Raw genomic sequence first — 26,615 nt, forward strand, 5'->3', positions numbered from 1 at the left:
GGCGTCAAACCCGATCGTCACGATTTGATAACTCCCTGACGAAAGTAATGCGCTGCGGGTGTCGACGGTGGCAATATCTCGACTGGAGCGCGCTTGACAACGATCGTCAGGCGATGAGTCAACTCCCACGCAAAGGAGCGATCTGTCATGCGGAAAAAGATTTCCTTGATTTCCGGCCTCGCGGCCCTGAGTCTGCTGGCCACCGGATGCCTCGGCGGCGGATCCACCCCTGAGGCCTCGGAGGCCGAGGGTGAAGAGACCGCCAAGGAGACCATCCAGGTCATGTACGCCTTCTCGGGCGATCAGTCGACGGCCTTCCAGTCGGACATGGACACCTGGGGCGAAGCCAACGGCATCACCTTCGACTGGATCCAGTCCAACGAATTCGAAGTCCAGATCAACTCGAAGGTCCAGTCGGGCAACGCCCCCGACATCGCGATCTTCCCCCAGCCGGGCATCCTCAAGGCGTTGGCCGAGGAGGGGGAGCTGGCCGAACTGAGCACCCAGGTGGATCTGGGCCAGCTCGAGTCGGACATCATCCCTGGATTCCTGGACGCGGCCACCGTCGACGACGTGGTCTACGGGGCTCCCATGGCCATGAACGGCAAGTCCTTCTACTGGTACAACAAGCCGGCGTTCGAGGAAGCCGGGTACACCGTGCCCGAGACCCACGATGACCTGCTGGCCCTGCTCGATCAGATCAAGGCCGACGGCGTCGCCCCCCTGTGTTACGGCATGGAGTCCGGCTCGGCCACCGGCTGGCCGGCCACCGACTGGATCGAGGACTACGTCCTGCAGACCGGTGGCATCGAGGTGTATGACCAGTGGGTCAGCGGCGAGATCAAGTTCGACAGCCCCGAGATCCGCGAGGCGTTCGCCGTCTACGAGGAGGTCCTCATGACCGAGGGCAACGTCTACGGCGGGATCCAGAACTCCTCGTCCAACTCCTTCGCCAATGCGCTCAACCCGATGTTCGACCCCGAGCCCAAGTGCTACCTGGGCAAGCAGGGCAACTTCATCACTCAGCAGGGCTTCTTCCCTGACGAGATCTTCGCCCAGCTGGACACCGTGGTGGGGATGTTCGTGACCCCGAGCGTCTCAGGTGAGAGCCCTGTTCTGGGTGGAGGCGACCTTGCGGCCGCGTTCACCAAGAACGACGCCAACGTCAAGAAGGCCATGGCCTTCATGACCACCGATCCCGAGTTCGGCGACGCCCAGGTCGGTACCGGCGCATGGCTGTCCCCGCTGAAGACCTTCGATGTCGAGAAGTACCCCAACCAGGTACTCAAGGACGTCGCGGCTGAGGTGGCCGATTCGTCGGTGTTCCGCTTCGACGGTTCGGACCAGATGCCCGGCGCCGTCGGCTCCGGCAGCTTCTGGACCGGCATGGTGGACTTCACCAGCGGCCGCACCGATCTCGACGCCACACTGCAGGCCATCGACGCCAGCTGGCCGGCGAGCTAGTCGCCCCTTCCCAACCCGCGTCGGCGGTGGCTCGCTCTCGGGTCACCGCCGACTCCACCCCTCAGGAGCACCTCTATGTTTGAGAAACTCGGCCTCGCGCTCGGCGCGGTCGCGGTGGGTGTGCTGGGCGCAGTTGCGCTGTTCTGGCTGTTGAACAAGGCGTGTGAGCTTCTCCCGAAGAAGTGGGAGCTCCGCCTCAAGCCCTATGCGCTGCTGTTGCCGGCCTACGCCGCGATCGGCATCTTCCTCCTCTATCCCGCCGCGGAGACAGTCATCGCCAGCTTCCGGCGCGGCCGCAACGGCCGGCTGATGGAGTTCGTCGGCCTCGCCAACTACACTGCCCTCTTCACTGATCCCAGGTTCATCAACACCCTGATCAACAACGTGCTGTGGATCATTGTGGCCCCGGCAGCCATTGTTGCCGCGGGTCTGCTGGTCGCCGTGCTGGTGGACAAGCTGAAGCCCATGGCGGAGAAGACTGCCAAGTCCATCATCTTCCTGCCCATGGCGATCTCGATGGTGGGCGCCGCAACCATCTGGAACCTGGTCTACGCCTGGCGTCCCGAGGGATCGTCCCAGGTGGGTCTGCTCAACGCGATCCTCGTGGGGTTGGGCGGGTCCCCCCAGACCTGGTTGCAGATTGACGCCGTCAGGTTCAACACCTTCCTGCTCATGGTGGTCTACATCTGGACCCAGGTGGGCTTCGCCATGGTGCTGCTCTCGGCCGCGCTCAAGGGCGTTCCGGAGGACACCATCGAGGCCGGCCGGATCGACGGCGCCTCGGAGACCGCCATCTTCTGGCGGATCATCCTCCCGCAGGCGTGGCCCACGGTGATCACGGTGTTCATCACCGTGCTCATCGGCGTCATGAAGATCTTCGACATCGTTTACTCGATGACCAACGGCAACTACAACACCAACGTGCTGGTCAACGGGTTCTATGCGTCCCTGTTCCGGAATGGTGATCCCGGCACGGCCTCAGCCATCGTAGTGATCCTCATCATCGCCATCATCCCGGTCCTGGTATACCAGGTCCGCCAGTTCCGGCTCCAGGAGGCGAACTCATGACCACCGTAGTGGCCCCGAAGAAGGTCAAGACCAAGCGTGGTGAGGAATCGGGCCGGTCGGTGGGCTCGGGGAAGTTCCTGTGGGTGATCGAGTCACTGGTCGTGATCATGTGCCTGCTGTGGCTCATCCCCACCATCGGCCTCCTACTGACCTCGCTGCGCCCGCGCTCCGAGGCCAACGCCAACGGGTGGTGGAACGTGTTCGCCAACCCCGCTCAGATCACGATCGACAACTACCGCGAAGTGATGACCACGGGCGCCATCCCCTTCGGCGACGCGTTCATCAACTCGATGACGGTGGCCATCCCGGCGACGATCATCCCCATCCTCATCGCCGCGTTCGCCGCATACGTGTTCACGTTCATGGAGTTCAAGGGTCGTGACGTGTTGTTCATCGTCATCGTCGGCCTCCTCGTGGTGCCCAACGCGGTGTCGTTCGTGCCCCTGTCCATCATCTTCCAGCAGCTCGGCATCAACGGTCAGTTCGCCACAGTGTGGCTAGCGCACACAGGCTTCGGCATGCCGCTGGCTGTCTACATCCTGCGCAACTACATGGCGTCGTTGCCGAAGTCGGTGGTGGAGTCCGCCGAGATCGACGGCGCGTCGCACTGGCAGACGTTCTGGCGGCTGATCATCCCGATGTCGATGCCGGCACTGGCCTCGTTCGCGATCTTCCAGTTCCTCTGGGTCTGGAACGACCTGCTAGTGGCGCTGATCTTCCTCGGGCAGGGCGAGAACGCGGTGCTCACCATTGCCTTGGCCGGAGTCCTCGGCACACGAGGCGAGAACTGGCACCTGCTCACCGCTGGCGCCTTCATCTCGATGATCCTTCCGCTCGTCGTGTTCTTCGCGCTCCAGCGCTACTTCGTCCGGGGTCTCACCTCGGGCGCCGTCAAGGGCTGACCCCTACCGCGGGCCGGTGGCATCGTCACCGGCCCGCGGTAGCCTTCACTACCGTGCTCGTCGTCACCCGATTCTCCGCCCCAGGCCCCCACTTCGTCGCCGAAGCCCGGTCCGTCATCGACTGGTGGGCCGCGCGGCCCGGCTGCCTAGCCATGGACCTCGTGCGAAATCTCGACGATCCAGATCTCTTCGCCCTCGTGAGTCGATGGGCCAGCGTGGGCGAGTACCGACGCTCGTTCAACGGCTACGAGGCAAAGATGATCCTCACCCCCCTCTTGTCCCGCGCGGTCGACGAGCCGAGCGCCTATCTACCCGTCGACGAGGTGGGCGACAACCGTCCGCGCGGCACTTACTGAACGCCGCGCGGCACCAACTGAACCCAGGGAGTCCATGATGAACACCCGACTTCTTCTCACCGCCCAGGGTGTCTCGATTGCGGTGATGGTGGCCGAGTCGCGAATGCCCGAGGTCGTGCACTGGGGCCACGAGCTTCAACCCCTCACCACGGACCAGTTCGACTCTCTCGCCCTCGCCAACGTGGTCCAGGTGGGGCCGAACAACCCGGATCTCCCGCCCCGCTTCGGCATCCTGCTCGAGGGGCGCTACGGGTGGGCGGGCCGGCCCGGTCTGGTCGGGTCCCGGGAAGGCCGGGACTGGACCCCCGACTGGGCTGTCACCGACATCCTGGTTGATGGACGCCCTGCAGAGCCGCTGGAACACCTGGGGCCTGCCACCGTCGAGTTCCATGCGCACTCGGCCACGTCGCTGCTCAACCTGACGATCACGCTCGAACTCACACCTGAGGGTCTGGTCCGGTTGCGCGGGGAGTTGACCAACCTCGATGAGGCTCCGTTCGCCGTCGAGGAGCTCACCCTCGCGATGCCCGTGCCCAGCAGGGCATCGGAGCTGTTCGACTTCGCTGGACGCTGGGGCGTGGAGCGGTTCCCTCAGCGGCGAGAGTTCACCGTCGGCCAGCATCGGCGGGAGGGCCGGCACGGGCGGACCGGGGCCGATGCCGCCTACGTCCTGCACGCCGCGACACCCGGACTCGGCTTCCGCGCCGGCGAGGTGTGGTCCGTCCACACGGCCTGGAGCGGGAACCACCTCCACGTCGCGGAGCGGGACTTCATCGGTCATCAGGTCCTCTCCGGCGGGGAACTCCTCCTGCCCGGCGAGGTGGTTCTCGGTGCCGGTGAGAACTACCGGACGCCATGGCTGTTCTTCAACTACGCAGACGGGCTAGACGCCCAGGCCGATCGCTTCCACGCCTGGCTTCGGGCACTGCCCCACGCCCCGTCCGCTGAGAGGCCCGTGACGCTGAACGTCTGGGAGGCCGTCTACTTCGATCACCACGCCACCCGCCTCATCGATCTCGCCGAACGCGCGGCCGCCCTTGGCGTGGAGCGCTACGTGCTCGACGACGGCTGGTTCGGGGCCCGTCGCGACGACCATGCTGGCCTGGGAGACTGGGTGGTCTCGCCCGACGTGTGGCCGGATGGCCTCCACCCGCTCGTCGACCGGGTCAAGAACCTCGGGATGGAGTTCGGGCTGTGGTTCGAGCCCGAGATGATCAACTTGGACTCGGATCTGGCGCGGGCGCATCCCGACTGGATCATGCAGCCCGCCGGACGGCTGCCCGTCGAGGCCCGCCAGCAGCACGTCCTCAACCTGTCGATCGACGGCGCGTGGCGACACGTCTTCTCCCAGATGAGCGCCATCCTGACGGAGTACCGGATCGATTACGTCAAGTGGGACCACAACCGCGATCTCATCGACGCGGGGACGGCGCCGCACGGGGAGCCGGCCGTCCACGCCCACACCGTCGCCTACTACCGGCTGCTCGACACTCTCCGGCACCAGCACCCCGATGTGGAGTTCGAGTCGTGCAGCTCCGGAGGCGCGCGGGTGGACCTGGAAGTGATGCGCCGGGTTGAGCGGGTCTGGGTCTCCGACGTGATCGACCCCCACGAGCGCCAGCGGCTCCTGACATGGACGAGCCAACTGCTTCCTCCGGAGTTTCAGGGCAGTCACATAGCGTCCGGCCGTTCCCACAGCACGGCGCGCTGGCACGATATCGACTTCCGCGCCGCGACCGCCGTTTTCGGCCACCTCGGCATCGAATGGGACCTGGCACAGGCGACCGAGGAGGAGCTCGGGCAGCTGCGGTGGTGGATCGACTGGTACAAGGCCAACCGTGGGGTGCTGCTGGGGGGCCGCCAGGTGCGGGTGGACATGCGGGAGCCCGAGTGCTATTTCAAGGGTGTGGTGACACCCCGCAAGTCCATCTTCTCGTTGTCGGTGCTTGCGGCCAGCCCGGTGGTCAGCCTCGGTGTTCTACAGTTCCCCGGCCTCGACCCCGAGGCCACCTATCGCGTCACCGTCATCGACCGTCAGCTCGTGCCGGCGATCCACATCGTGCCCTGGGAGGCCGCCGAGGCGCCGCTGGTGCTTCCCGGGCATGCACTGATCCACGCCGGCATCCGGGCCCCACAGATGCAGCCGGACACCGCGGTGATATTCGAGCTCGACCGGCTCTGACATGGCGCCGTGGCCCCTCGACCCCACCACCCGCAGCGTCGCGCTGGCCGTCCTGCGGCACGGGCCGATCTCCCGGGCCGAGGTGGCGAGGCTACTGGGTCTGTCATCGGGGTCCCTGACCAGAATCACGAAGCCGCTGATCGAGACCGGTGTCCTTGAGCAGGGCGCTCCGTCGGCGTTCGAGATCGGCCGGCCGCCCCTGCCGCTCAGGATCGTCGATGAGTCGGCCAGATTCCTGGGCATCAAGATCGTCCCCGGTCATGCGTGGGTGGTGGGCACGGGCCTGGCGGGGGAGATGCACCACTCCGAGGAGGTTGACCTGGACACGGCCACTTTGGAGTCGACGGCCCAGGTGTTGGCCGGCGTGGTGCGGCGGTTCCCGGGTGTCTCGGCTGTGGGCGTGTGTCTGCCCGCCTCCGTCGAGCCACACGGGGTTCTCCACGCCACGCGGATGCTCGGCTGGCCCGGCGGCGGGAACCTGGCCGCACGGCTGATCCAGCTCACCGGAGTGGACTGCGCCACCATCAACGACATCGACGGATTGACCCTGTTCCAGCACTGGTTCGGCATGGGGCGTGGCCTGACCCAGTTCGCCGTGGTCACTTTCGGGTTGGGGGTCGGCTGCGGCGCCGTGGTGGACGATGGACTGCTGCTGGGGCGCCAAGGCGCCGCGAGCATCCTGGGGCGTCTCTGGCTCCCCGATGGTCGGGTCTTCGGTGATGTCTTGTCGATGGCCGCCGTCGAAGAAGCAGCCGCAGCCCTCACGGGACGACGGCTGACCTTCGAGGAGGTGCTGGTGGACGCGGATGCCCGGCCAGCTGTCGAGGATGCCTCGCGGGCGATCGGGTGGCTGGTGCGGGCCGCTGCCATCGCGTTCGCCCCGGAGCGGATCCTCGTGACGGGGGAGGGCATCGACCTGCTCGGGGGATCCTTGGACGTCGTCACCGGGGTGCTCGAGTCGGACTGGCGCGAGGACCTCGACGTGCCGGAGTTGGTGCTGCAGACGCTGGACTTCCGCGATTTCGCGCGCGGTGCGGCGGTGGCCGCCATCAGGCTGCGGTTCACAGCGCCGGCCTGACGTAGGCTGGGTGGCCGCCGACGTACCCAGGAGTCACATGCCCGCGATCTCGCCACTTCGTCTGCACGCGCCCAGCCGTCCCGACGCCGTCGTCGTCCAGCTGCCAGTGGTCCTCGCGCCGATGGCCGGGGTCACCAACGCGGCCTACCGGCAGCTGTGCCGGGAGCAGGGCGCGGGCCTGTACGTGTGCGAGATGATCACCTCACGAGGCCTGGTGGTGGGCGACCCTAAGACCCGCGCCATGCTGCAGTTCGACCCGGGCGAAGCCACCCGGTCCGTGCAGCTCTACGGTGTCGACCCGGGGGTGATGGCTGAGGCGGCCCGGATCCTGGCGCGGGACTACGCAGTGGCCCACATCGACCTCAACTTCGGCTGCCCGGTACCGAAGGTCACCCGCAAGGGTGGCGGGGGCGTGCTCCCGTACAAGAGGGACAGGCTGCGCGCCATCGTGCGCCAGACGGTCCGCGCCGCCGACGAGTTCGGCGTCCCCGTCACCATCAAGACCCGGATCGGCATCGACGGCGAGCATGAGACCTTCCTCGACGCCGGGCGGATCGCCCAGGAAGAGGGGGCTGCCGCCATCGCCCTGCACGGGCGAACCGTGGCGCAGGCCTACTCCGGTGAGGCGGACTGGTCCCGGATCGCCGAGCTGGTGGCGGCCGTCGACATCCCGGTCCTCGGAAACGGGGACATCTGGGAGGCGGAGGACGCGCTGCGGATGATGGACGAGACGGGCTGCGCAGGGGTGGTGGTGGGCCGCGGCTGCCTGGGTCGGCCATGGCTGTTCGGCGACCTGGCCGCGGCCTTCGGCGGCGAGGATTTGCGGCACCGGCCCACGCTGGGTGAGGTGGGAAGGACGCTGACGCGCCACGCCGAGCTGCTCACAGGATACGTCGGCGAGCGGCACGCATTGACGGACCTGCGCAAGCACATGGCCTGGTACTTCAAGGGCTACCCCGTGGGGGAGCTGCGCCGCCGGTTCGCGATGGTCTCGACGCTCGACGAGCTTCGCGACCTCGTATCTCAGCTCGACCACGACGCGGGGTTCCCCGAGACGGAGCTGGGTACTGCCCGTGGGCGGCAAGGGTCGCCACGGGCTCGGGTGGTGGTGCCGTACGGTTGGTACGACGACACCTCCGGGTGTGAGCTGGATCTATCTGACGCCGAGATCGGCGTGAGCGGAGGATGACCGTGGCGGAGCCGCAGGACGAGACGACCAACGAGCCGCGCAAGAAGCTGCCGATCTGGGCGCAGATCGGGCGCGTCGTTGCGCTTCTCGGCGTCCTGGTTCTGTTCGTCAGCGCCTATTTCGTCTCGACCACCACCGGTGTCGAGGCCGGGGAATGGGAGCGGATCGGCAGCAGCGCCTTCGGCATCGCGGTGATGGGGGTCGCGATGCTGTTCCTCGGCCGCGCCCAATCGCGAAAGTAGACCCCAGCGGGGACGGCCGTGACCGTGTCGTTATTCTGAGGCAATCGCTGGCCCCCCCGGGCCGGCCCGGTCCCAGGAGGTCCCCATGGGCGAAACGGCAACGATCATCATCGACGGGGTGAGACACGAACTCCCCGTCGTCACCGGGACAGAGGGCGAGCGGGCGATCGACATCTCGTCGCTGCGCGCTTCCACCGGGCTCATCACGCTCGACGACGGCTACGGCAACACCGGCTCCTGCAAGTCGGCCATCACCTTCATCGACGGGGAGGCGGGGATCCTGCGCTACCGCGGCATCCCGATCGAAGACCTGGCGCAGCGCTCTAGCTTCATCGAGACCGCCGAGCTGTTGATCTTCGGCCGTCTGCCGGACGAGGATGAGCGGGCGGAGTTCCGTCATCTGCTCACCGAGAACGCCGCGCTGCACCGCGACATGCGCAAGCACTTCGACGGGTTTCCCGCCACGGCCCACCCGATGGCCATTCTGTCGGCGATGATCAATGCGCTGCAGACCCATGAAGTGCATGAGGCGCAGTTCACGGACGCTCAGCGCTTCAAGTTGGCGGCGGCAGGGCTCATCGCCAAGACCCGCACCATCGCGGCGGCCTCGTACAAGTCCCACATCGGCCAACCCATCGCCTATCCCCGCTACGACATGAACTATGCGGAGAACTTCCTCCACATGATGTTCTCGGTGCCCTATCGGGACTACGAGGCCACGCCCGAGGTGGCGCACGCGCTCAACATGTTCCTCGTCCTCCATGCCGATCACGAGCAGAACTGTTCCACGTCGACGGTGCGCATGGTCGCGTCGGCGGGAGCGAGCATGTTCTCCTCGGTCTCCGCCGGGGTCAACGCCTTGTGGGGCCACCTGCACGGCGGGGCGAACATGGGCGTCATCGAGATGCTCGAGCACCTGCGAGACACCGGGATGAAGCCCCAGGACTACATCAACCGGGTCAAGGATCGCTCGTCCGGGGTCAAGCTGATGGGCTTCGGGCATCGCGTCTACCGCAACTTCGACCCCCGGGCCATCATCCTCAAGGCTGCCGCAGACGAACTGCTCGACAAGATGCACATCACCGATCCGCTGCTCGACATCGCACGCGAGGTTGAGCAGGCAGCGCTGGCCGACGACTACTTCGCCTCGCGTCGGCTGTACCCCAACGTCGACTTCTACTCGGGCATCATCCTGCGCGCCATCGGGATCCCGCTGGACATGTTCACGGTCATGTTCGCCATCGGCCGCACCCCCGGGTGGATCGCGCACTGGAAGGAAGTCTCCGAGAACCCGGCGCAGCGGATCTACCGGCCGCGTCAGGTCTACGTGGGCAACCAGGTCTCCGAGTGGGTGCCGCGGTCCGAGCGCTGAGGTAGGTACGGTTGGGAGACCATGGACACACCGCTACCGCGCACCAGGCTCTGGGCCTCAACGATGCAGGGTCACGGGGAAGGGGTGATCACGGCGCATGCCACGTCATCGGCACGCACGTCCGTCCGTGACCCCCGCCGTCGTGAGCGGCGCGAGGAGTTGGAGCGGCTCACGCTGGTACCCGAGGCGAGCTTCGCCGGTGGAGCCGGCAACCGGGCCCGTCCGGAGGAGCCGGATGAGCTCCGCACGTGCTTCGAACGCGACCGGGACCGCATCGTCCACTCGGCGGCCTTCCGGAGGTTGGCGGGCAAGACCCAGGTGGTGGTCTACCCCACGGATCATCAGCGCACCCGGCTGACCCACGCCCTTGAGGTGGCGCAGGCCGCCGTGGCGATGGCCCGCGGCATCGGGGCCAACGCGACACTTGCCGATGCCATCGCTCTGGGGCATGACTGCGGGCACGGCCCTGGTGGCCACGCGTCCGAGGACGCCTTCGACCAGTTCGTGCCAGGCGGCTACGATCACGGCCCTTGGGGCGCGGACGTGGTGCTGCGCCACCTCAACCTCACGGTGGAAACGTTGGACGGCATCCGCAACCACTCGTGGTCGCGTCCCGCACCGGCCACCCTTGAAGGCGAGATCGTCTCCTGGGCGGACCGGATCGCCTACTGTGCGCACGACCTGGAGGACGCAGTGTCGGCGGGGATTGTCACGCTCAGCGAGGTTCCGGAGGTGGTTCGCGAGGTGGCGGGTGTCACCCGGACCCGGCAGTTGGCCACCTTCATCAACGCCGTCATCGACACCACGGCCCGAACCGGGGTGGTCGGCATGGATCCGGCCAGCGCCGAGGCACTCGGTCAGCTGCGGCGTTTCAACTACGAGCGCATCTATACCCGCCCTGAGTCCGTGGCGCAGTCGCACACCGTGGTGCGGGTCCTGACGGACCTGGTGGAGTACTACCTCGCAGCGCCGTCGACGTTGCCCGAGGAGTTCCGTGGCGACGATCTGCTCCGTGGCGTGGTCACCTATGTGGGCGGTATGACCGACCGGTTCGCCTTCGAGCAGGCGCGCCTCCTCCTCGGCTGGGACCCCGCGCAACTGCCTCGCGGTATCGGCCGCGGGGCCTGAGCAGGCAGCGGGTACAGTGGCCCCGTGGCGGGCCGGATCAATGACGAGGACATCGCGGCCGTCCGTGAGCGCAGCCGGATCGACGACGTGGTGGGCGGCTACGTGGCCCTCCGTAACGCAGGCGGGGGATCGCTGAAGGGGCTGTGTCCCTTCCATGACGAGAAGACGCCCTCCTTCACAGTGACCCCGTCACGCGGCTTCTACTACTGCTTCGGCTGCGGTGAGGGTGGGGACGTGATCACGTTTCTGCAGAAGCAGCAGAACCTCTCCTTCACGGAGGCCATCCAGGTGCTCGCGGACCGGGCGGGGATCGTGCTGCGGATCGAGGACGACGGCGGCCCGGGGCAGGTTCCAGGGCTGAGGAAGCGGATCCTTGAGGCCAACGAGGCCGCGCAGGAGTTCTACGCTGCCCAACTCGAGTCCGCCGAGGCGATCGAGGCACGGCACTTCCTCCACGGCAGAGGGTTCGACCGCGCCGTGGCGCAGCGGTTCCGCATCGGCTACGCGCCCCGGCACGGCGGGGCGCTGCGGCAGACGCTGCACTCCCAGGGGTTCGCGGATGACGTCCTCCACGCTGCGGGGTTGACCAGGCAGGGGGGGAGGGACTTCTTCGTCGGCAGGGTGCTGTGGCCGATCCGGGACTCCGCCCAGGCCGTCCTGGGCTTCGGGGCTCGACGGATCTATGACGACGACCGACTGCCGGCCAAGTACATCAACACCCCGGAGTCGCCGGTCTACAAGAAGTCGCACGTGCTCTACGGGCTGGACCTGGCGCGGCGCGAGATCGGACGAAAGGCCCAGGCAGTCATTGTCGAGGGCTACACCGACGTCATGGCGGCCCACATGGCTGGCGTGGAGACGGCCGTCGCGTCGTGCGGCACCGCCTTCGGCGACGATCATGCGCGTCTTCTCCAGCGTCTGATGGGCACGCAGGACGGGTTGCACGGCGAGGTGATCTTCACCTTCGACGGTGACAAGGCCGGTCAGGCCGCAGCGCTGAAGGTGTTCAAGGGCGACCAGAATTTCATCACCCAGACCTACGTGGCCGTCGAGCCGACGGGTCTGGACCCCTGCGACCTGAGGCTGCAGCAGGGCGATGCCGCGGTGCGCGAGTTGGTGGCGCGCCGGATACCGCTCTACCGCTTCGTGATGTCCAACATCGCCAAGAGCTACGATCTGGACCGCGCCGACGGGCGCCTCGGGGCCGCACGAGAAGGTGCCGAGCTGATCGGTGCGATCCGGGACCAGTCCCTCGTCAACCAGTACCTGCGGGAGCTCGCCGGCGTGCTCGGCATGGATCTCGATGAGGTGCGCAGGGAGGCGTCCAGGGTCCGCCATCGGGGTGCCCCGGCCGAGCAGGTCGCGGCAGAGTCCCCCGAGAGGCGCGCTCCGGATCCGGAATGGCCGAGCCCGGACGACCCGGCGCTGCGCCTCGAGCGCGACACGCTGAAGCTGATGCTGCAGCACCCCACCACGTTCGATGCGGCGTGGAACGCGGTAGAAGCTGAGGACTTCACCCACCCCGGCTATGCGGCTGTGTTCCGGCTGCTCGCCTCGGTGGACTACGGCGATGCCTGGATCGACAGGCTCCGATCCCAGGCGCCCACTGATCTGGTCCGGCAACTGATCGTCGCGCTCATCGTCGAGCCGCTCCTCAGGGAGGCCGACGAGACGTATTCCCTCGCCCACACGGCGCGGCTCCGGCTGGCGCGGGTGAACCGCCAGATCGCCGATCTGAAGTCAAGACTCCAGCGCACCGACCCGGTGAAGGATCCCACTGGCCACCGCGCCCAGTTCGCCCACCTGACGGAGTTGGAGATGCGGCGCAAGGCGCTCCAAGCGGTTGGTTTGGGCTGAAGCGGCGCCACACCCCAGGGGGTACCTGACAAAGCCCGGATTGCATTGTCATGTCGCGTGTGCCTAAAGTCTCTTCATGTCGAGACACTGTTGTCTCATCGACCTTCAGGAGAATCATGTCCCAAGGCCGCACCGTGGATCCGCTGGATCCAGTCGATTCCAGAGCCGTGTACGTCGAGGTGTCCACGAGCCCCGACTACCTGGAGCTACGTTCCAGTTTCCGTCGGTTCGCATTCCCCATGACCATCGCAGGTGTGGCGTCCTACTTCGTCTACGTCGTCGCGTCCATCTACGCCGTCGATTTCATGTCCTCGCCGTTCCTCGGGATGCGGGGTCTCAACACCGGCATCATGCTGGGGCTCTTCCAGTTCGTCGTGGTGTGGGTCTGGACCGCCATCTACGTCAACTACGCCAATCGCAGGTTGGATCCGCTGTCAGCCCGCATCAAGGAGCGCATTGTGAATGAGGGTGCGGCATGATGAGCCTGCTTGAGACCGCGCAGTACGGCAATCCGCTGATCAACATCGCCGTCTTCGCCATCTTCGTCGCCGCAACACTCGCGGTGGTCATCGTCGTAAGCCGCCAGAAGACCAAGGCGTCGGACTTCTACACCGGCGGGGCTCAGTTCTCCGGGCGCCAGAACGGGCTGGCCATCACTGGTGACTACCTGTCTGCCGCCGCATTCCTGGGCGTCACAGGCGCGATCGCCATCTATGGCTACGACGGACTCCTGTACTCGGTGGGCTTCTTCGTCGCTCTGCTGCTCGCGCTGTATCTGGTCGCGGAGCCGATGCGCAACACCGGCAAGTACACGATGGCAGATGTGCTCAGCTTCCGGATGAACCAGAAGCCGGTGCGCACCGCGGCCGCGACGTCCACCCTTGTGATCTCGTTCGTCTACCTGCTCGCGCAGATGGCTGGCGCCGGTGGCCTCGTCGCGCTGCTGCTGGGTGTGTCTGACAAGAACATGCAGGGCGTCGTGATCGCGCTCGTGGGCCTGCTCATGATCGTCTACGTCCTCATCGGCGGCATGAAGGGCACCACCTGGGTCCAGATGATCAAGGCCGTGCTGCTGGTCAGCGGCGCCGCGGTGATGACGTTCCTGGTGCTGATGGGAGAGGGCTTCAACCTTGATGCCCTGGCGCTCGGCGCTCAACAGGCGGCGCTGGACGCCACCACGGGCAATGGGATCGACCTTCTGCAACCCATGGCGCGCTACGGCGCCACTGAATGGACGAAGCTCTCCTTCCTGTCGCTGTCGATCGCCCTCATCGCCGGGCCGTCGGGGCTCCCACACGTGCTGATGCGCTTCTACACGGTCCCCACCGCGAAGGAGGCCCGCAAGTCCGCCGTGTGGGCCATCATCCTCGTGGGCGTGTTCTTCCTGTTCACACTCGTTCTCGGCCTAGGCGCGGCCAAGCTCGTGGGACAGCAAGCCATCGTTGCGGCCCCAGGTGGCGCCAACTCCGCGGCGCCGCTACTGGCGCTGACCCTGGGCGGAGAGATCTTCATGGGCGTCATCTCCGGCATCGCCTTCGCCACCATCCTCGCGGTGGTGGCCGGGCTCACGATCACAGCCTCGGCATCGTTCGCCCACGACGTCTACAACTCGATCCTCAAGGACGGCAAGGCCGACCCGGCGCAGGAGGTCCGGGTGGCGCGCTACACCTCCGTTGTGGTGGGGGTGCTGGCCATCCTCGGAGGCATCGTCGCCAACGGGCAGAACATCGCGTTCCTCATCTCGCTGGCGTTCGCGGTGGCTGCCTCGGCCAACCTCCCGTCGATCCTCTACACGCTGTACTGGAAGAGGTTCAACACCCGCGGGTCCGTGTGGTCGATCTACACCGGCCTGATCTCGGCCGTGCTGCTGATCGTCTTCTCGCCCGCCATCTCCGGCTCACCCACCTCGATGTTCGGCGAGAGCGTGGACTTCTCCTGGTTCCCGCTGGACAACCCGGCGCTGGTCAGCGTCCCGCTGGCCTTCCTTGCAGGGTGGCTCGGGACGGTCACGTCGAAGCAGCGAGGCGACGAGGAGTTCGCGATCGAGATGGAGGTGCGCTCGATGACCGGCGCCGGGGCTGGTGAGGCGATCTCTCACTGAGGCCGGTGGTGCGATCCCCGTCGAGGAGGGCGCGCGCCTGCTCGATGGCCTCATGCTCCCAGCGGTGGACTGTTGATTGTGAGGCGCCCAGCCTGCGGGCCGTGTCCGCCAGGGTGAGCGCCTCACCGACAACGCCGAACCGGAGCTCCAGCACCCGACGATGTCGCGGACCGAGAAGTCCGAGGAAGTCCAAACCCACCGACTCAACCCTGGCGAAGCTGGCCTCGGTGGCGGGGTCCGCCGCCATGACGTCGTCGAGGCTCACCATTTTCACCATCGCGCGATGCGCGGCCGTGAGCGAGACGCCTGCAGCCTCGGCGGCCGCCGTCATGCCGATGCTGTTGCCGATGGATGCCTGGGTGTCCCGCTCCACTCCCGCGAGCCGAGCGGCCCGGCGGTCCGCGCGGCTGGCGGCGGGGCGCCCGATCCGGTGCCGGGCCCCTTCGGACAGTGCCCTCACCACGAACTCGAAGACGTAGGTGGTGAAGCGCACGGTGCGCGTGTAGTCGTAGCGCTGAATCGCCTCGGCAACGGCGACGCACCCGTCCTGGAACAGATCCTCGGGCGGAAGGTCGTGGGTCGCGGCGATGCGCCTGGCCTGCTGCATGGAGATCTTCAGGCCGACGGCCCAGAACTGCTGCATGGCCTCCCTCCCCAGGCCGACGATCTGGCAGAGTTCGGCGTCTGGTCCGTGCAGCTCAAGAAGGTGCGCGGCATAGAGCCCCGCCTCCACCGCGCGTGCGCAGGCCAGGTCCTGCCCGGGGCCGAACCATGCATCGGGGAGTTGCAGTGCGTTGAAATCCATGGCCACAGCCTCGCTCCCTGGGGCTCCCGACTGCGGCCCCTGATCTGCGTTGTGGACAACTTCATACGGACAACACTTCTTATCCACACGGAGCACAATGGGGTCATGGAACTGTTCAACCGTCTCGACCCTGTCATCCTCGAGGGGCTCAACGAGGCCCTCGGGCACCGTGCCGACGTGCTGGCCCATGGGATGGGGGAGGGGGTGGTGCTGGTTGGCACACGGGCCCACCTTGCCCGACGCGTCGGTGACACGTGGCGGGTGTGGGGCTGGGAGGAGGTCGGCAGCGGCTCCTGGATCGGGGAGGCCGACAAGTTCCGCTGGCGCACCGTCGAAGGTGAGAGGTTCGAAGCGCAGCTCACCGATCCGGGCAGGCTGCCTGAGCTGTTCCAGGAGCGCGTGCAGGCCTCCACCGTCGTGCAGAGCGTGGTGGACGGGACCAGGGGCCAGGTGCAGATCGTGGGGCGCAGGAGCCTGGGAGAGAATCCCAAGCTCCACTGGTACGCCGTGCCCGCCGGTGGTGCGGACCTGGAGGATCCCGCCACGCGGGCGGCCGTGGTCGCGGAGACAGACCGCCTTGCCACCGAGTACTTCTGAGGCGAGCGGCGAGCGGCGCGAGGCCGATTCGCACCACCTGGATCGATCTGCTAACGTACTTCAGGCGCGTGGGAAACCACCGTTCCCTGGTAGCTCAATTGGCAGAGCATTCGACTGTTAATCGAAGGGTTACTGGTTCGAGTCCAGTCCGGGGAGCCATGCGAAAGCCGCTCTGACTAGGTTAAACACTAGTCAGGGCGGCTTCTTCGTCGATAGGAGTGCGACATCCGGGCAACGTCCGTGGGCCAGGAAGGGTGCTCAGCTGAGCTCAGCCAGGTCCCCGAGGAATGCTTGGGCCCAATCGTCGATCGTGTGAGTCTCCACCTGCTTCTTCAAGGCGCGCATACGTCGCTGGCGGGCACGCACCGTGTCCGTGGCCGCCTGCATCAGCGCGGACTTCATCCCGTTGAGGTCGTAGGGGTTGACGAGATAGGCCTGCTTCAGTTCCAGTGCTGCGCCCGCGAACTCGCTCAGCACCAGCGCGCCGCTGGTGTTGGGGTGGCAGGCCACGTACTCCTTCGCCACCAGGTTCATCCCGTCCCGAAGCGGCGTGACCACCATCACGTCAGCGATCCTGTACATGGCCGCCATGGTCGCCCGAGGGTAGCCGGCGTGCCTGTACACGATTGCGGGGCGCCCGACCCCTCCCACCTCCGAGTTGATCCGGCCCACCAGTTGGTCGATGTCGTCTCGCAGGCGCTTGTACTCCTCGACGCGTTCACGCGACGGTGTGGCCACCTGGACGAAGACGACATCCGACGGATCCAGCTTGCCTTCCGCGAACAGCTCACCCATCGCGCGGACCCTCTGCCGGAGCCCCTTGGTGTAGTCCAACCGGTCCACGCCCAGGAAGACCAGCTTGGGATGCCCCAACTCGTCGAGCAGCGACTCGGCCTCCGCGATCACTTCCGGGGAAGCGGCCAGGTCTGCGAAGCCCTGGGCGTCGATCGAGATCGGATAGGCGCGGGCTGCACAGCGATGGCCCGACGTCACGCGGACCGTGTCACGCTCAACCTTGTGTGTGGTGAGCCGGCGCACCAGCCGAAGGAAGTTGGCGGCGCCCCCGGGCACCTGGAAACCGATCAGATCCGCCCCGAGCAGCCCCTCAAGAATCTCCTTGCGCCACGGCAGCTGGGAGAAGATCTCCCCGGGCGGGAAGGGGATATGCAGGAAAAAGCCAATCCTCAGGTCTGGCCTCAACGCACGGAGCAGTTGCGGGACAAGTTGGAGCTGGTAGTCCTGGACCCACACCGTCGCTCCTTCGGCCGCAGCCTCTGCAGCCGCCTCCGCGAAGCGCTTGTTGACCGTCACGTAGGCGTCCCACCACTCCCGGTGAAACTCGGGAAAGGCCACCGTGTCGTGGTAGAGCGGCCACAGCGTGGCGTTGGAGAATCCCTCGTAGTACTCCTCGTGCTCCTCGGCGCTCAGCGGCACCGGCACGATGTCGTAGCCGTCGTGGGCGAAGGGTTGAACGGTTTCGTCCGCCGCGCCATGCCACCCCACCCACGCGCCACCCTGTTGGCGCATCACCGGTTCGAGGGCGGTGACCAGACCGCCTGGCGAGCTGCGCCAGTCGACTGACCCGTCGTCTCCTGTCACCCGGTCCACCGGAAGCCTGTTCGCGACGACGACAAAGCTGGCACGTTCCATCATGGTTCCTCCTCAACTCGCCCCCACCCTACCGAGCCCGACAGGGCATCGCTGCGTGGCAGAGTGGGTCCATGACGACCTGGCATGCACGAACCCCAGCCGCCCACGACTTCCTGGCCGCCGCAACAGCAGCCCCCGACTCGGTCCTTGTGGCCCTGGACTTCGACGGCACTCTTGCGCCCATCGTCGACGACCCTGAAACCTCGGCGATGCATCCCGAGGCCGCGGATGCGCTGGCCGGCCTGGGGCCGAAGGTCGGGCAGGTGGCCATCATCACCGGGCGTCCCGTGGCGAAGGTCCGCCAACTCGGACAGCTTGAGCGACGCGCCGGCCTGGGCGGGGTCATCGTGATGGGGCAGTACGGGGCAGAACGGTGGGATGCGCGTACAGGCGTCGAGACCCCGCCCGAAACGCCCCAGAGCGTCGCCGTGGCCACGGTGCAGATCGAACGGGCGCTGGCGGATCTCGGACTGCCAGGCGTGCACCTCGAGGACAAGGGGCAGGCGATCGGGATCCACGTGCGTCGTTGCCCGGACCCCACGGCCGCCTTCGCGACGCTGAAGCCCGTCGCCGCGGAGATCGCAGAGGCCAACGGACTGACCCTCGAGCCGGGCAAGCACGTCCTTGAGTTGCGCTCGTCCTCGATGACCAAGGGCGATGCGCTACGCGCACTCATCGAGGAGACCGGAGCCACCGTCGTGGCGATGTGTGGCGACGACCTTGGTGACCTCCCTGCCTTCGATCTGCTGCGGGAGTTGCGCGATGACGGTGTGACCACCTGCATCGTCGTGAGCGGATCCCACGAACTCCCCGCGTTGATCGACCATGCCGACGTGGTGGCCGACGGTCCCGCGGGAGTCGCGGCCTGGCTGGCCGCGTTGTCGCGGCACCTACCCTGATCAGCTTGGCCTGATCCGAACGTGGGGCGAGCGGGGCTCGAACCCGCGACCCGCGGATTATGAGTCCGCTGCACTAACCGGCTGTGCTATCGCCCCTGGGTCGCCCGCCAGCATATCGCGTGCCCGAGGCGAGGTTCAGAGACGAGGGTTCGGCGACGGGTCGCCCGGCCCTGACTCGTCGCCGCTGGGCTGATTCATCGACGGGCTCTGCGTGTAGGGCCCCGGGTCGTTCCCCGGGCTGCCCGACGGGCTCCCACTGCCATCGCCCTGGGACGGCGAGGCGGACTGAGGGCTGCCTGAGCCCGATCCTGAACCTCCGCTGCCCTCACCCATCGACGGGATGGGCTGCGGCGCGTTGACCGGCGGCTGATTCTGGAACAGCAGGATGGCCAGCAGCAGCGCTAGCGCCGTCAGGAGCGCCATGAGCAGGAATGACACCAGCACCGTGATCCACCCCGCGCGATCGGTACGGCCGGGCCAGGGGAGTGGCCACATGCGGGTGGCGCCCCGCTCGGTCCGGCTGATCCAATGAAGCCGGTAGTCCGGCCCCGCCGGCTCGCTGAGCGGCGGGATGCGGGACAGATCGACGGCGCGAAGCACGCGGTCTGCCTCGTGGACCGCCGCCAACGAGCCGTCGAAGGCGAGCGCGACCCACGGGGCCAGCGGGGGGTGCTGCGAAAGCTGAGGGTCGCCGCCCTCTTCCCGGAACCGGACGGACATGCGCCCCTCATGCTGCCCCTCTCCGCCTCGCGCCACCACGGTGTCGATGTGCATGGCGTTGACCTCGCCGGAGAAGCGTGCGCGAGCGGCAGCATCCGTAGCGGCGCCCGCAGACAGCAGAATCAGCAGCACCGAGTCGCCGCCGTCCTCGTGAGCGGCGAAGGCCGTGCCTGCCGGCGTCGCAGTGAGGCGCGAATCGAGCCAGAAATCGCCGACCCGGGCGGGATCGTCGTCCCGCAACGGATGATGGCCGGCCTTCGGGGCCGGCGCGGCGGGATCGTCGTGCGTGCTCATCGGTACCATCAAACCACGGTGCGCAAGAACGCTGCGCCACCCGATGCGCCTCCGTGAAGCCATGTGGGTGCTGTGACGGGGGCGCTATCGTTGAGCGCGGGTCACCCGAGCCAGAAGGAGTCACCGCGTGAGCACTACGCCGACGCAACACACGCAGCTGCCCCGCGATGTCGCGGACGCCGCGCGCCTGCTGGGTCAGGCGGTCAGCCAGGTGCAGCGCGTCATCGTCGGCCAGGAACACATGGTCCAGCAGCTGATGGTGGCCCTTCTTGCCAAGGGGCACTGCCTGCTCGAGGGTGTGCCCGGTGTGGCGAAGACACTGGCGGTGCGGTCGTTCGCCACGGTCGTGGGCGGAGACTTCGCCCGAGTTCAGTTCACCCCGGACCTGGTGCCCTCGGACATCGTCGGCACCCGGATCTACTCCGCCAAGTCCGAGAATTTCGAGATCGAGCTCGGTCCCGTGTTCGTCAATTTCGTGCTCGCCGATGAGATCAACCGCGCACCCGCGAAGGTCCAGTCGGCCATGCTCGAGCTGATGGCCGAGAAGCAGGTCTCGATCGGCGGAAAGACGTATCCGGCGCCCAAGCCCTTCATCGTGATCGCCACCCAGAACCCCATCGAGTCCGAAGGCGTCTACCCCCTGCCCGAGGCGCAGCGGGACCGCTTCCTCCTGAAGGTGGACGTGCCCTACCCGCGCGGCAACGAGGAACTGGAGATCCTCCGACGGATGAGCGTCAGCCCGCCTGAGGCGTCGCGTGTGTTGGATCCGAGCCTCGTCCGCCATCTCCAGGACATGGCGTCCAACGTCTTCGTCCACAATCTGGTGGCCGAGTACATCGTCCGTCTCGTCCTCGCCTCCCGCACCCCGGCCGAGTTCGGCATGCCGGACCTCACCGGCGTCATCCAGATCGGCTGCTCGCCGCGTGCCACGCTGGGCCTGGTCGCGGCCGCCCGCGCCCTGGCGCTCATCAACGGCCGCGACTATGTGCTTCCCACCGATGTCCAGGCCGTCGCCAAGGACGTGATGGCCCACCGCATCGTCCTCGGCTTCGACGCGGTCGCCGACAACATCAGCACAGCGGATGTGGTCGACCGGATCCTGGCGATGGTTCCCGCACCCACGCCCGTGTGGAGCGAGCAGCAACGGCAGGTGGCGCACGAGCAGCACGCGCACCAGCCCGGACGCAGCTAGGGAGGGCCCATGGCCCAACCCGGCTTCTCGTTCACCGGCCCACCCCCGCAGGGTCCTCCGCTGCCGCCTCCGGACAAGACCGGCGCCGAGTGGTCCGTCCTCAGGCCACCGGCAGGCCCGACCATCCCGTTGAGCAAGCTCGCCCCGGAGGCTGCGCTGCGCAGACTCGAGCTGACGATCGTGCGCCGGTTGGAGGGGTTCCTGCACGGCGACCACCTTGGGCTCCTGCCGGGCGCCGGGTCGGACACCAACGATGCGCGTGTCTACCAGCCGGGTCAGGACGACGTCCGCAAGATGGACTGGGCCGTGACCGCACGCACCACCGTCCCGCACGTCCGCGACACGATGGCGGACCGTGAGCTCGAGGTGTGGGCGCTCCTCGACGTGACGCCGTCGATGAACTGGGGCACCGAGGGGGTCACCAAACGGGACCTCGGGATCGCGGCCATCGCCACCATCGGCTTCCTCAGCCAGCGGATGGGGGACCGGTTCGGCGGCATGATGATGCTCCCGGACCGGGTCAAGCGGCTGCCCGCCCGCTCCGGCCGCACCGCGCTCTACGGGCTCCTGCGCAAGATGTTGACCGAGCCGATTGTGCCGGACCATGCACCCGGACAGCTTGAGCTGGCCGACGGCATCGAGCAGATGACCCGGTCGCAGCGCCGCCGCGGTATGAGGGTGATCGTCTCCGACTTCCTCACCCCCGGAGACGCCGAGCTAGACCCGGCCGTGCCGCCGCCGTGGGAGCGGGCCGTGCGGCGTCTCGCGGTGCGCAACCAGGTGCTGTGCGTCGAGGTGATCGACAGGCACGAGATGGAGTTCCCGGACGTGGGCGAGATGCTCATCCACGACCCCGAGACCTCGTTCTCCCGCTACGTCAATACCTCCGACGACGCGGCCAGGCGGCGAATGGACGCCGCGACAAAGGCGCAGCGTGAGCGCATCAAGGTGTCGCTGCGCCGCGCCGGAGCCGGCCACATCCAGCTGCGGACCGATCGCGACTGGGTGGCCGACATCGCCCGCTTCGTGCTCAACTACCGCCGGGTGGCAGGCATGCTGCATCAGCCACCCCAGGGGGTGAGCAAGTAGGTGATCCCGGACTTCCAGAACCCCGAGCGGTTGTGGACGCTGGCCCTGCTGCCGGTGCTCATCGTCGTGTACCTGATCCTGCTCCGCCTCAAGGGCCGGATCGCCCTGCGGTTCACCAACACCGGTGTCCTTGCCAGGGTCGTCGGGCATCAGCGCCGGTGGACACGGCACCTGGCAGTCGCAATGTCGCTGGCCTCGCTGGTGGCCCTCGGGCTTGCCTACGCCAACCCGTTGGGCACCGAGCGCCAGCCCCGCGAGCGCGCCACCGTGGTGATGGTCATCGACACGTCCTTATCGATGTCTGCTGAGGACGTGCCGCCGGACAGGCTCACCGCCGCGAAGGAGGCGGCCGTCAGCTTCATCCAGGAGATCCCGGACGCCTACAACGTGGCCGTCGTCGCGATGGACGCCAACCCCTCCATCGTCGTGCCGCCCACCACGGACCGGGGCGTCACCGAGCGTGCGATCAACTCGTTGGAGCTCGCGGATGGAACCGCGATCGGGGAGTCGATCACCTCCGCGCTCCGCGCCGTCGATCAGGCGCCCCCGGGCGACGCCGAGGACGAGCCCGCTCCCGCCATGATCGTGCTGCTCTCGGATGGCACCAACACCGAAGGGCCCCCGGCCGAAGGACCCACCGCCGAGGCGCAGGAACGGGGAGTCCCCATCTTCACCATTGCCTACGGCACGCAGAATGGGTTTGTGGACCTGGACGGGCAGCGAGAGAACGTGGCACCCGACACGGCTGCCCTGAAGGCGATCGCTGACGCGACGGGAGGGCGGGCCGTGGACGCAGACGACGCCGCGTCGCTGGTGGAGGCCTACCGTGACATCGGCTCGGTGGTGGGGTTTGAGGACGTGAAGAAGCCGATCACGGCCCAGTATGCGTTCTTCGCGCTGGGGTTCGCCGTCGTGGCTGCACTCGGCGCGGTCATGATGGCGGCACGGTGGCCACGATGATTCCCCTGGCGCTCGAGTTCATGCTGCCGCAGCGCCTGTGGGCGCTCCTGGTGATCCCCCTGATCGCGGTGCTCTATGTCGTGCTGTCGGGGCGGACCACCCACCGCCCCATGAGCAGCCGGCTGCGTCTGGTCGTGCCCAAGGATGCCGCCTGGAAGCGCCACGGGGCCGTGCTTCTCGCCCTCCTCAGCCTGGGATCGCTCATCATCGCCTGGGCGGTCCCGAAGGATTATGTGGACAAGCCGCGGGACCGCGCCACCGTGGTGGTCGCCCTCGACGTGTCGTGGTCCATGGAAGCCGAGGACGTTGATCCCAACAGACTCGCCGCCGCTCAGGCTGGGGCCAAGGCGTTCATCGGCTCCCTGCCAGAGCGGTTCAATGTGGCACTTGTGACCTTCGCCGGCACCCCGAATGTCGCGGTGCCGCCCACGATCGACCGCGGCGTGATCGACCGAGCCATCGACGCTGTGGAGCTGGCCCCCTCCACCGCCGTCGGTGAGGGGGTGTACGCGAGCCTCGATGCGCTGAAGCTGGTGCCCCCGGACCCCGATGATCCAGAGGCGGTTGCGCCCGCTGCGATCGTGCTCCTCTCAGATGGTGCCACCAACATCGGCCGCTCCTCCTCGGGCGCCGCGGCGGCGGCAAGCGAGGCCGGGGTGCCCGTCCACACCATCGCGTACGGCACTGACAACGGCTTCGTCGAGCAGGATGGCCAACGCCAACGGGTGGCGGTGGACCACTACGAGCTCTCCGAGATCGCGAGGCTCTCAGGCGGAAAGAAGTACGCGGCTGAGAGCAGCAGCCAGCTGCGCGAGGTGTACGAGGCCATCCGCCAGTCCGTGGGCACCGAGAAGGTCCCCGCGGATGTTACCGACCGCTACGCCGGATTGGCGATCATCTTCGCCGTCCTCGCGGCCCTGGGCGTCATCTCGTTGGGGGCGCGCTGGCCATGAGCATCGCGGAGCGGCTTGCCTTGGTACGCGCGGAGATCGACGACGCGTGCCGCGCCGCCGGCCGAGATCCAGCCGCCGTGCGGCTGCTTCCCGTGTCGAAGTACCACGGCCCGGATCAGATCCGCGAGGCCCACGCCGTGGGCTACAGCCTGTTCGGGGAGAACAAGGTGCAGGAGTTGGCGGCCAAACACGCGGAGCTGGCGGGTGAGGGAATCGGGTTCGCGGTGATCGGACACGTCCAGACCAACAAGGCCAAGGCCGTGGCCGAACTCGCCGCCGAACTGCATTCGCTCGACTCACTGCGGCTCGCGGAGGCCCTGCAGCGGCGCCTCGAGCAGCTGGGCCACCGCCTCCCGGTGTTGATTCAGGTCAACACCTCCCAGGAGGAGGCGAAGTTCGGCATCGCGTCCGAGGACGCCGTGAACTTCGCGCGTGAGCTGGCCGCATTCGACGCTCTTGAGGCGCGGGGACTGATGACGATGGCGGTCAACAGCCCGGACGTCTCGGCCGTGGCCGCCTGCTTCTCCAGCCTGGTGGAGGCGCAGTCCCGCATCCGTGACGCCGTGGGGGGAGGCTGGGACGAGCTGAGCATGGGCATGTCCAGCGACTTCCGCATCGCCATCGCCCACGGAGCCACCACTGTGCGTCTCGGAACCGCAGTTTTCGGTCCGCGCGGCTACTGAGGCAGGTTCTCGATCTCCAGGCGCGGAACATCCGGGCTCGCGGGCATGCCGAAGACCTGTTCGAGGAACGAGACCTGGGCCTCCAGGGACCGGCGCCTCGCAGCCAAGGTGCGGAATCCGTGGCCCTCACCGTCGAAGACAAGCAGCGCCACCGGTTGCCCGGCGGAGCGCACGGCCTCCGCCATCTTCCTCGCCTGCGTCGGTGGCACCACCTTGTCCTCCGAGCCCTGGAGGATCAGCATGGGGGTGCGCAGGTTCTCAAGGTGGTTGATGGGGGAACGGTCCTCGTAGACGGACCGTCCCTCAGGCCAGGGGGCCACCAGCCCGTCGAGGTACCGCGACTCGGCCTTGTGCGTGTCGGTGGCCAGCGTTGGGAGGTACCCGATGCCGTAGCGGCTGATCCCGGCGGCGTAGATGTCCGTAGAGACAAGAGACTTCAAGGTGGTGAAGCCGCCCGCGCTGCCGCCGGTGATGGCCACGCGATCCGGATCGACGTGTCCCGCCTCCACGAGGGCAAGCACCACCGCCTCCGCATCGGCCACGTCGAGCTCTCCCCATCGTCCACGGAGCCTGTCGCGGTAGACCCTCCCGAAACCCGTCGAGCCCGAATAGTTGACGTCAACGACGGCAAAGCCGCGCGAGACCCAGAACGCGATGCCCGCGTCGTAGGCGCAGGTGGCCATCGACGTGGGGCCGCCATGGGTGTACACGATCAGCGGTGCCCTCTCGGCCTCCGGCAGGTACAGCCAGGAGTGCACCGGCCCCGCGGGGCCGTCGGCCCAGAACGCGATGGGGGACACGGCAGCAGGCTCGGGACTCGCCGCCCCCGCCACGTGGCTGATCGTTCCGTCGCGCAGGATGGAGACGAGGGTCGCAGGGCGATCCGTCCACTGGGCCACCACGTAGAGCGTCCCGTCCTGGGAGGCCACTGACTCGATGGCGGCCGTACCCGGAAGCGGGTGGCTGACTTCTCCGGTGACGCTGTCCCACAGGGCCAGCTCGCCGCGGCCCTCGCGGAACACTACCGAGGCGACGACCCGATCCTCCACGACGGCTGCCGGCGGGGGAGTGAGCACCCAGGTGGGACCATCGCAGTCGTGGGCCACGCGCCATGCGGGTCCGCCCACCACCCGCCAGTTCCAGAACCCGGACGTGTCCTCACTGACGGCCAGCACCCCGTCGTCCAGCCACAGGGGGTGCTGCGTCGAGACCCCCGCGCGGCCGGCGACCGGGGCAGCGGCTGCGGTCTGCGTCAGAGGAGCCGACCACACCTCAGAGGTGTCCCAGCTCATGTCGGGATGGTTCCACTGATACCACGCCAGCAGCCCCGAGCGAAGAACCGGCCCGGCGTAGAAGTCTGCCCCCGTCGCGAGCACCCTGCCACCGTCGGGGTCGAGTGAGGAGAGGGGGAGTGCGACGATCTCGGTGCGGGGCTCGGGTGAGGCCGAGTGGTCCTCACGCACCGCTACGGCGACGCCGTTCGCGAGGCTCAGGTGGAGGCCCCCGTAGACGAATGCGGTGTCCTGCTCCGTCAGCGGGCGGCGGCCGTCCCCGTCGTCGAACCAGATCTGCCCGGTGCGGTCGTCGCAGTACACCAGTGCGGCGCCGTCGGCCGCGTACGCTCCTCCGCCGTACTCCATCACCCGTGAACGGACCACGGAGTCAGGTGTGAGGTCCGTGACGACGCCCGCCGCCCAGCGACGCACCGTCACCCGGCCGTCCTCGGCGGCGATGGTCGCCAGCCAGTAGATGCCTGCGGCGGTGGCCTGCACCTGCGAGATGGCGTCGGGGACATTCAGCACGGCCTCAAGCGGCATGGGATCACGCATGGGGC

General features: G+C 67.5%; 24 protein-coding genes and 2 tRNA genes. 21 read left to right on the forward strand and 5 right to left on the reverse strand.

What is annotated here, in order from left to right; translation table 11 throughout:
• The first annotated feature begins 147 nt into the window (after nt 1-147).
• The 13 genes from H5398_RS08150 (at nt 148) to H5398_RS08210 (ending at nt 14,939) form a co-directional block, all read left to right on the forward strand.
• Entirely contained in the window at nt 148-1,464 is a 1,317-nt protein-coding gene (locus H5398_RS08150; protein WP_182782928.1) for an ABC transporter substrate-binding protein, read from the forward strand.
• Nucleotides 1,465-1,539: 75 nt separating this feature from the next.
• Nucleotides 1,540-2,532: a carbohydrate ABC transporter permease gene (locus tag H5398_RS08155; protein WP_182799670.1), complete on the forward strand. Its 993-nt coding sequence runs from the start codon at nt 1,540-1,542 to the stop codon at nt 2,530-2,532.
• Complete coding sequence (locus H5398_RS08160; protein ID WP_182782926.1) at nt 2,529-3,434, forward strand: carbohydrate ABC transporter permease; 906 nt, start codon at nt 2,529-2,531, stop codon at nt 3,432-3,434. Before H5398_RS08155 ends, H5398_RS08160 begins: the two co-directional genes overlap by 4 nt.
• Before the next feature lie 53 nt (nt 3,435-3,487).
• On the forward strand, nt 3,488-3,790 hold the full coding sequence (locus tag H5398_RS08165; RefSeq protein WP_182799671.1) for an antibiotic biosynthesis monooxygenase family protein: 303 nt from the start codon (nt 3,488-3,490) through the stop codon (nt 3,788-3,790).
• A 37-nt stretch (nt 3,791-3,827) separates the two neighbouring features.
• Nucleotides 3,828-5,972 (forward strand): alpha-galactosidase, encoded by a 2,145-nt coding sequence (locus tag H5398_RS08170; RefSeq protein ID WP_182799672.1) that lies wholly within the window; start codon nt 3,828-3,830, stop codon nt 5,970-5,972.
• 1 nt (nt 5,973) lies between these two features.
• On the forward strand, nt 5,974-7,050 hold the full coding sequence (locus H5398_RS08175) for an ROK family transcriptional regulator (protein WP_182799673.1): 1,077 nt from the start codon (nt 5,974-5,976) through the stop codon (nt 7,048-7,050).
• A gap of 37 nt (nt 7,051-7,087) precedes the next feature.
• Nucleotides 7,088-8,239, forward strand: a complete 1,152-nt coding sequence (dusB, locus tag H5398_RS08180; protein ID WP_182799674.1) for a tRNA dihydrouridine synthase DusB — start codon at nt 7,088-7,090, stop codon at nt 8,237-8,239.
• 2 nt (nt 8,240-8,241) lie between these two features.
• The gene (locus H5398_RS08185; RefSeq protein ID WP_182782921.1) at nt 8,242-8,481 is read left to right on the forward strand and encodes a hypothetical protein; all 240 of its coding nucleotides are present in this window, start codon (nt 8,242-8,244) and stop codon (nt 8,479-8,481) included.
• A gap of 85 nt (nt 8,482-8,566) precedes the next feature.
• The gene (locus tag H5398_RS08190) at nt 8,567-9,853 is read left to right on the forward strand and encodes a citrate synthase (protein ID WP_182782920.1); all 1,287 of its coding nucleotides are present in this window, start codon (nt 8,567-8,569) and stop codon (nt 9,851-9,853) included.
• A gap of 63 nt (nt 9,854-9,916) precedes the next feature.
• Nucleotides 9,917-10,981, forward strand: a complete 1,065-nt coding sequence (locus H5398_RS08195; RefSeq protein WP_182783111.1) for an HD domain-containing protein — start codon at nt 9,917-9,919, stop codon at nt 10,979-10,981.
• A gap of 24 nt (nt 10,982-11,005) precedes the next feature.
• Nucleotides 11,006-12,838 carry a DNA primase gene (gene dnaG / locus H5398_RS08200; protein ID WP_182782919.1) on the forward strand — a complete coding sequence of 611 codons (1,833 nt, stop codon included), beginning with the start codon at nt 11,006-11,008 and terminating at the stop codon, nt 12,836-12,838.
• Nucleotides 12,839-12,954: 116 nt separating this feature from the next.
• Nucleotides 12,955-13,317, forward strand: a complete 363-nt coding sequence (locus H5398_RS08205) for a DUF485 domain-containing protein (protein ID WP_182782918.1) — start codon at nt 12,955-12,957, stop codon at nt 13,315-13,317.
• Entirely contained in the window at nt 13,314-14,939 is a 1,626-nt protein-coding gene (locus H5398_RS08210) for a cation acetate symporter (protein ID WP_220489257.1), read from the forward strand. The genes H5398_RS08205 and H5398_RS08210 overlap by 4 nt, the downstream gene beginning before the upstream one ends.
• Here the strand turns inward: H5398_RS08210 and H5398_RS08215 are convergent.
• Nucleotides 14,845-15,744: a sigma-70 family RNA polymerase sigma factor gene (locus H5398_RS08215; RefSeq protein WP_182799675.1), complete on the reverse strand. Its 900-nt coding sequence runs from the start codon at nt 15,742-15,744 to the stop codon at nt 14,845-14,847. The genes H5398_RS08210 and H5398_RS08215 overlap by 95 nt on opposite strands.
• Before the next feature lie 105 nt (nt 15,745-15,849).
• Between H5398_RS08215 and H5398_RS08220 the strand changes: the two genes are divergently transcribed.
• Together H5398_RS08220 and H5398_RS08225 are read left to right on the forward strand one after the other, a co-directional pair.
• Nucleotides 15,850-16,341 (forward strand): hypothetical protein, encoded by a 492-nt coding sequence (locus H5398_RS08220; RefSeq protein WP_182799676.1) that lies wholly within the window; start codon nt 15,850-15,852, stop codon nt 16,339-16,341.
• Between the two features lie 83 nt (nt 16,342-16,424).
• Nucleotides 16,425-16,500: transfer RNA gene (locus H5398_RS08225), tRNA-Asn, on the forward strand.
• A gap of 99 nt (nt 16,501-16,599) precedes the next feature.
• On the opposite strand, the gene H5398_RS08230 is transcribed toward H5398_RS08225, so the two are convergent.
• Nucleotides 16,600-17,994, reverse strand: a complete 1,395-nt coding sequence (locus H5398_RS08230; protein ID WP_182782915.1) for a trehalose-6-phosphate synthase — start codon at nt 17,992-17,994, stop codon at nt 16,600-16,602.
• 68 nt (nt 17,995-18,062) lie between these two features.
• Here H5398_RS08230 and otsB point away from each other — a divergent pair, with 68 nt between their 5' ends.
• A complete protein-coding gene (otsB, locus tag H5398_RS08235) occupies nt 18,063-18,890 on the forward strand; it encodes a trehalose-phosphatase (RefSeq protein ID WP_182799677.1) in 828 nt (275 codons plus the stop codon).
• 22 nt (nt 18,891-18,912) lie between these two features.
• Here otsB and H5398_RS08240 read toward each other — a convergent pair.
• A tRNA-Ile gene (locus tag H5398_RS08240) sits at nt 18,913-18,986 on the reverse strand.
• Between the two features lie 39 nt (nt 18,987-19,025).
• Nucleotides 19,026-19,904 carry a hypothetical protein gene (locus H5398_RS08245; protein WP_182799678.1) on the reverse strand — a complete coding sequence of 293 codons (879 nt, stop codon included), beginning with the start codon at nt 19,902-19,904 and terminating at the stop codon, nt 19,026-19,028.
• Nucleotides 19,905-20,031: 127 nt separating this feature from the next.
• Between H5398_RS08245 and H5398_RS08250 the strand changes: the two genes are divergently transcribed.
• Genes H5398_RS08250 through H5398_RS08270 form a run of 5 tightly spaced genes read left to right on the forward strand, consistent with a single transcriptional unit; the run spans nt 20,032 to nt 24,781 of the window.
• Nucleotides 20,032-21,096 (forward strand): MoxR family ATPase, encoded by a 1,065-nt coding sequence (locus H5398_RS08250; protein WP_182782912.1) that lies wholly within the window; start codon nt 20,032-20,034, stop codon nt 21,094-21,096.
• A 9-nt stretch (nt 21,097-21,105) separates the two neighbouring features.
• Nucleotides 21,106-22,185: a DUF58 domain-containing protein gene (locus tag H5398_RS08255; RefSeq protein WP_182782911.1), complete on the forward strand. Its 1,080-nt coding sequence runs from the start codon at nt 21,106-21,108 to the stop codon at nt 22,183-22,185.
• Entirely contained in the window at nt 22,186-23,145 is a 960-nt protein-coding gene (locus tag H5398_RS08260) for a VWA domain-containing protein (RefSeq protein WP_182782910.1), read from the forward strand.
• Complete coding sequence (locus H5398_RS08265) at nt 23,142-24,098, forward strand: VWA domain-containing protein (protein ID WP_182799679.1); 957 nt, start codon at nt 23,142-23,144, stop codon at nt 24,096-24,098. Before H5398_RS08260 ends, H5398_RS08265 begins: the two co-directional genes overlap by 4 nt.
• Nucleotides 24,095-24,781 (forward strand): YggS family pyridoxal phosphate-dependent enzyme, encoded by a 687-nt coding sequence (locus H5398_RS08270; protein ID WP_182799680.1) that lies wholly within the window; start codon nt 24,095-24,097, stop codon nt 24,779-24,781. Before H5398_RS08265 ends, H5398_RS08270 begins: the two co-directional genes overlap by 4 nt.
• On the opposite strand, the gene H5398_RS08275 is transcribed toward H5398_RS08270, so the two are convergent.
• Entirely contained in the window at nt 24,775-26,610 is a 1,836-nt protein-coding gene (locus tag H5398_RS08275) for a S9 family peptidase (RefSeq protein WP_182799681.1), read from the reverse strand. The genes H5398_RS08270 and H5398_RS08275 overlap by 7 nt on opposite strands.
• Nucleotides 26,611-26,615: the final 5 nt, after the last annotated feature.

It is taken from the genome of Tessaracoccus sp. MC1679, from assembly GCF_014164775.1.
Taxonomy (GTDB): Bacteria; Actinomycetota; Actinomycetes; order Propionibacteriales; family Propionibacteriaceae; genus Arachnia.

Excerpts from the sequence above, each read along its gene's own strand:
- H5398_RS08150 (WP_182782928.1), top strand. The coding sequence starts at position 148 with ATGCGGAAAAAGATTTCCTTGATTTCCGGCCTCGCGGCCCTGAGTCTG.
- H5398_RS08155 (WP_182799670.1), top strand. The coding sequence starts at position 1,540 with ATGTTTGAGAAACTCGGCCTCGCGCTCGGCGCGGTCGCGGTGGGTGTG.
- H5398_RS08160 (WP_182782926.1), top strand. The coding sequence starts at position 2,529 with ATGACCACCGTAGTGGCCCCGAAGAAGGTCAAGACCAAGCGTGGTGAG.
- H5398_RS08170 (WP_182799672.1), top strand. The coding sequence starts at position 3,828 with ATGAACACCCGACTTCTTCTCACCGCCCAGGGTGTCTCGATTGCGGTG.
- H5398_RS08175 (WP_182799673.1), top strand. The coding sequence starts at position 5,974 with ATGGCGCCGTGGCCCCTCGACCCCACCACCCGCAGCGTCGCGCTGGCC.
- dusB (WP_182799674.1), top strand. The coding sequence starts at position 7,088 with ATGCCCGCGATCTCGCCACTTCGTCTGCACGCGCCCAGCCGTCCCGAC.
- H5398_RS08190 (WP_182782920.1), top strand. The coding sequence starts at position 8,567 with ATGGGCGAAACGGCAACGATCATCATCGACGGGGTGAGACACGAACTC.
- H5398_RS08195 (WP_182783111.1), top strand. The coding sequence starts at position 9,917 with ATGCAGGGTCACGGGGAAGGGGTGATCACGGCGCATGCCACGTCATCG.
- H5398_RS08205 (WP_182782918.1), top strand. The coding sequence starts at position 12,955 with ATGTCCCAAGGCCGCACCGTGGATCCGCTGGATCCAGTCGATTCCAGA.
- H5398_RS08210 (WP_220489257.1), top strand. The coding sequence starts at position 13,314 with ATGATGAGCCTGCTTGAGACCGCGCAGTACGGCAATCCGCTGATCAAC.
- H5398_RS08215 (WP_182799675.1), bottom strand. The coding sequence starts at position 15,744 with ATGGATTTCAACGCACTGCAACTCCCCGATGCATGGTTCGGCCCCGGG.
- H5398_RS08220 (WP_182799676.1), top strand. The coding sequence starts at position 15,850 with ATGGAACTGTTCAACCGTCTCGACCCTGTCATCCTCGAGGGGCTCAAC.
- H5398_RS08230 (WP_182782915.1), bottom strand. The coding sequence starts at position 17,994 with ATGATGGAACGTGCCAGCTTTGTCGTCGTCGCGAACAGGCTTCCGGTG.
- otsB (WP_182799677.1), top strand. The coding sequence starts at position 18,063 with ATGACGACCTGGCATGCACGAACCCCAGCCGCCCACGACTTCCTGGCC.
- H5398_RS08245 (WP_182799678.1), bottom strand. The coding sequence starts at position 19,904 with ATGAGCACGCACGACGATCCCGCCGCGCCGGCCCCGAAGGCCGGCCAT.
- H5398_RS08255 (WP_182782911.1), top strand. The coding sequence starts at position 21,106 with ATGGCCCAACCCGGCTTCTCGTTCACCGGCCCACCCCCGCAGGGTCCT.
- H5398_RS08265 (WP_182799679.1), top strand. The coding sequence starts at position 23,142 with ATGATTCCCCTGGCGCTCGAGTTCATGCTGCCGCAGCGCCTGTGGGCG.
- H5398_RS08270 (WP_182799680.1), top strand. The coding sequence starts at position 24,095 with ATGAGCATCGCGGAGCGGCTTGCCTTGGTACGCGCGGAGATCGACGAC.
- H5398_RS08275 (WP_182799681.1), bottom strand. The coding sequence starts at position 26,610 with ATGCGTGATCCCATGCCGCTTGAGGCCGTGCTGAATGTCCCCGACGCC.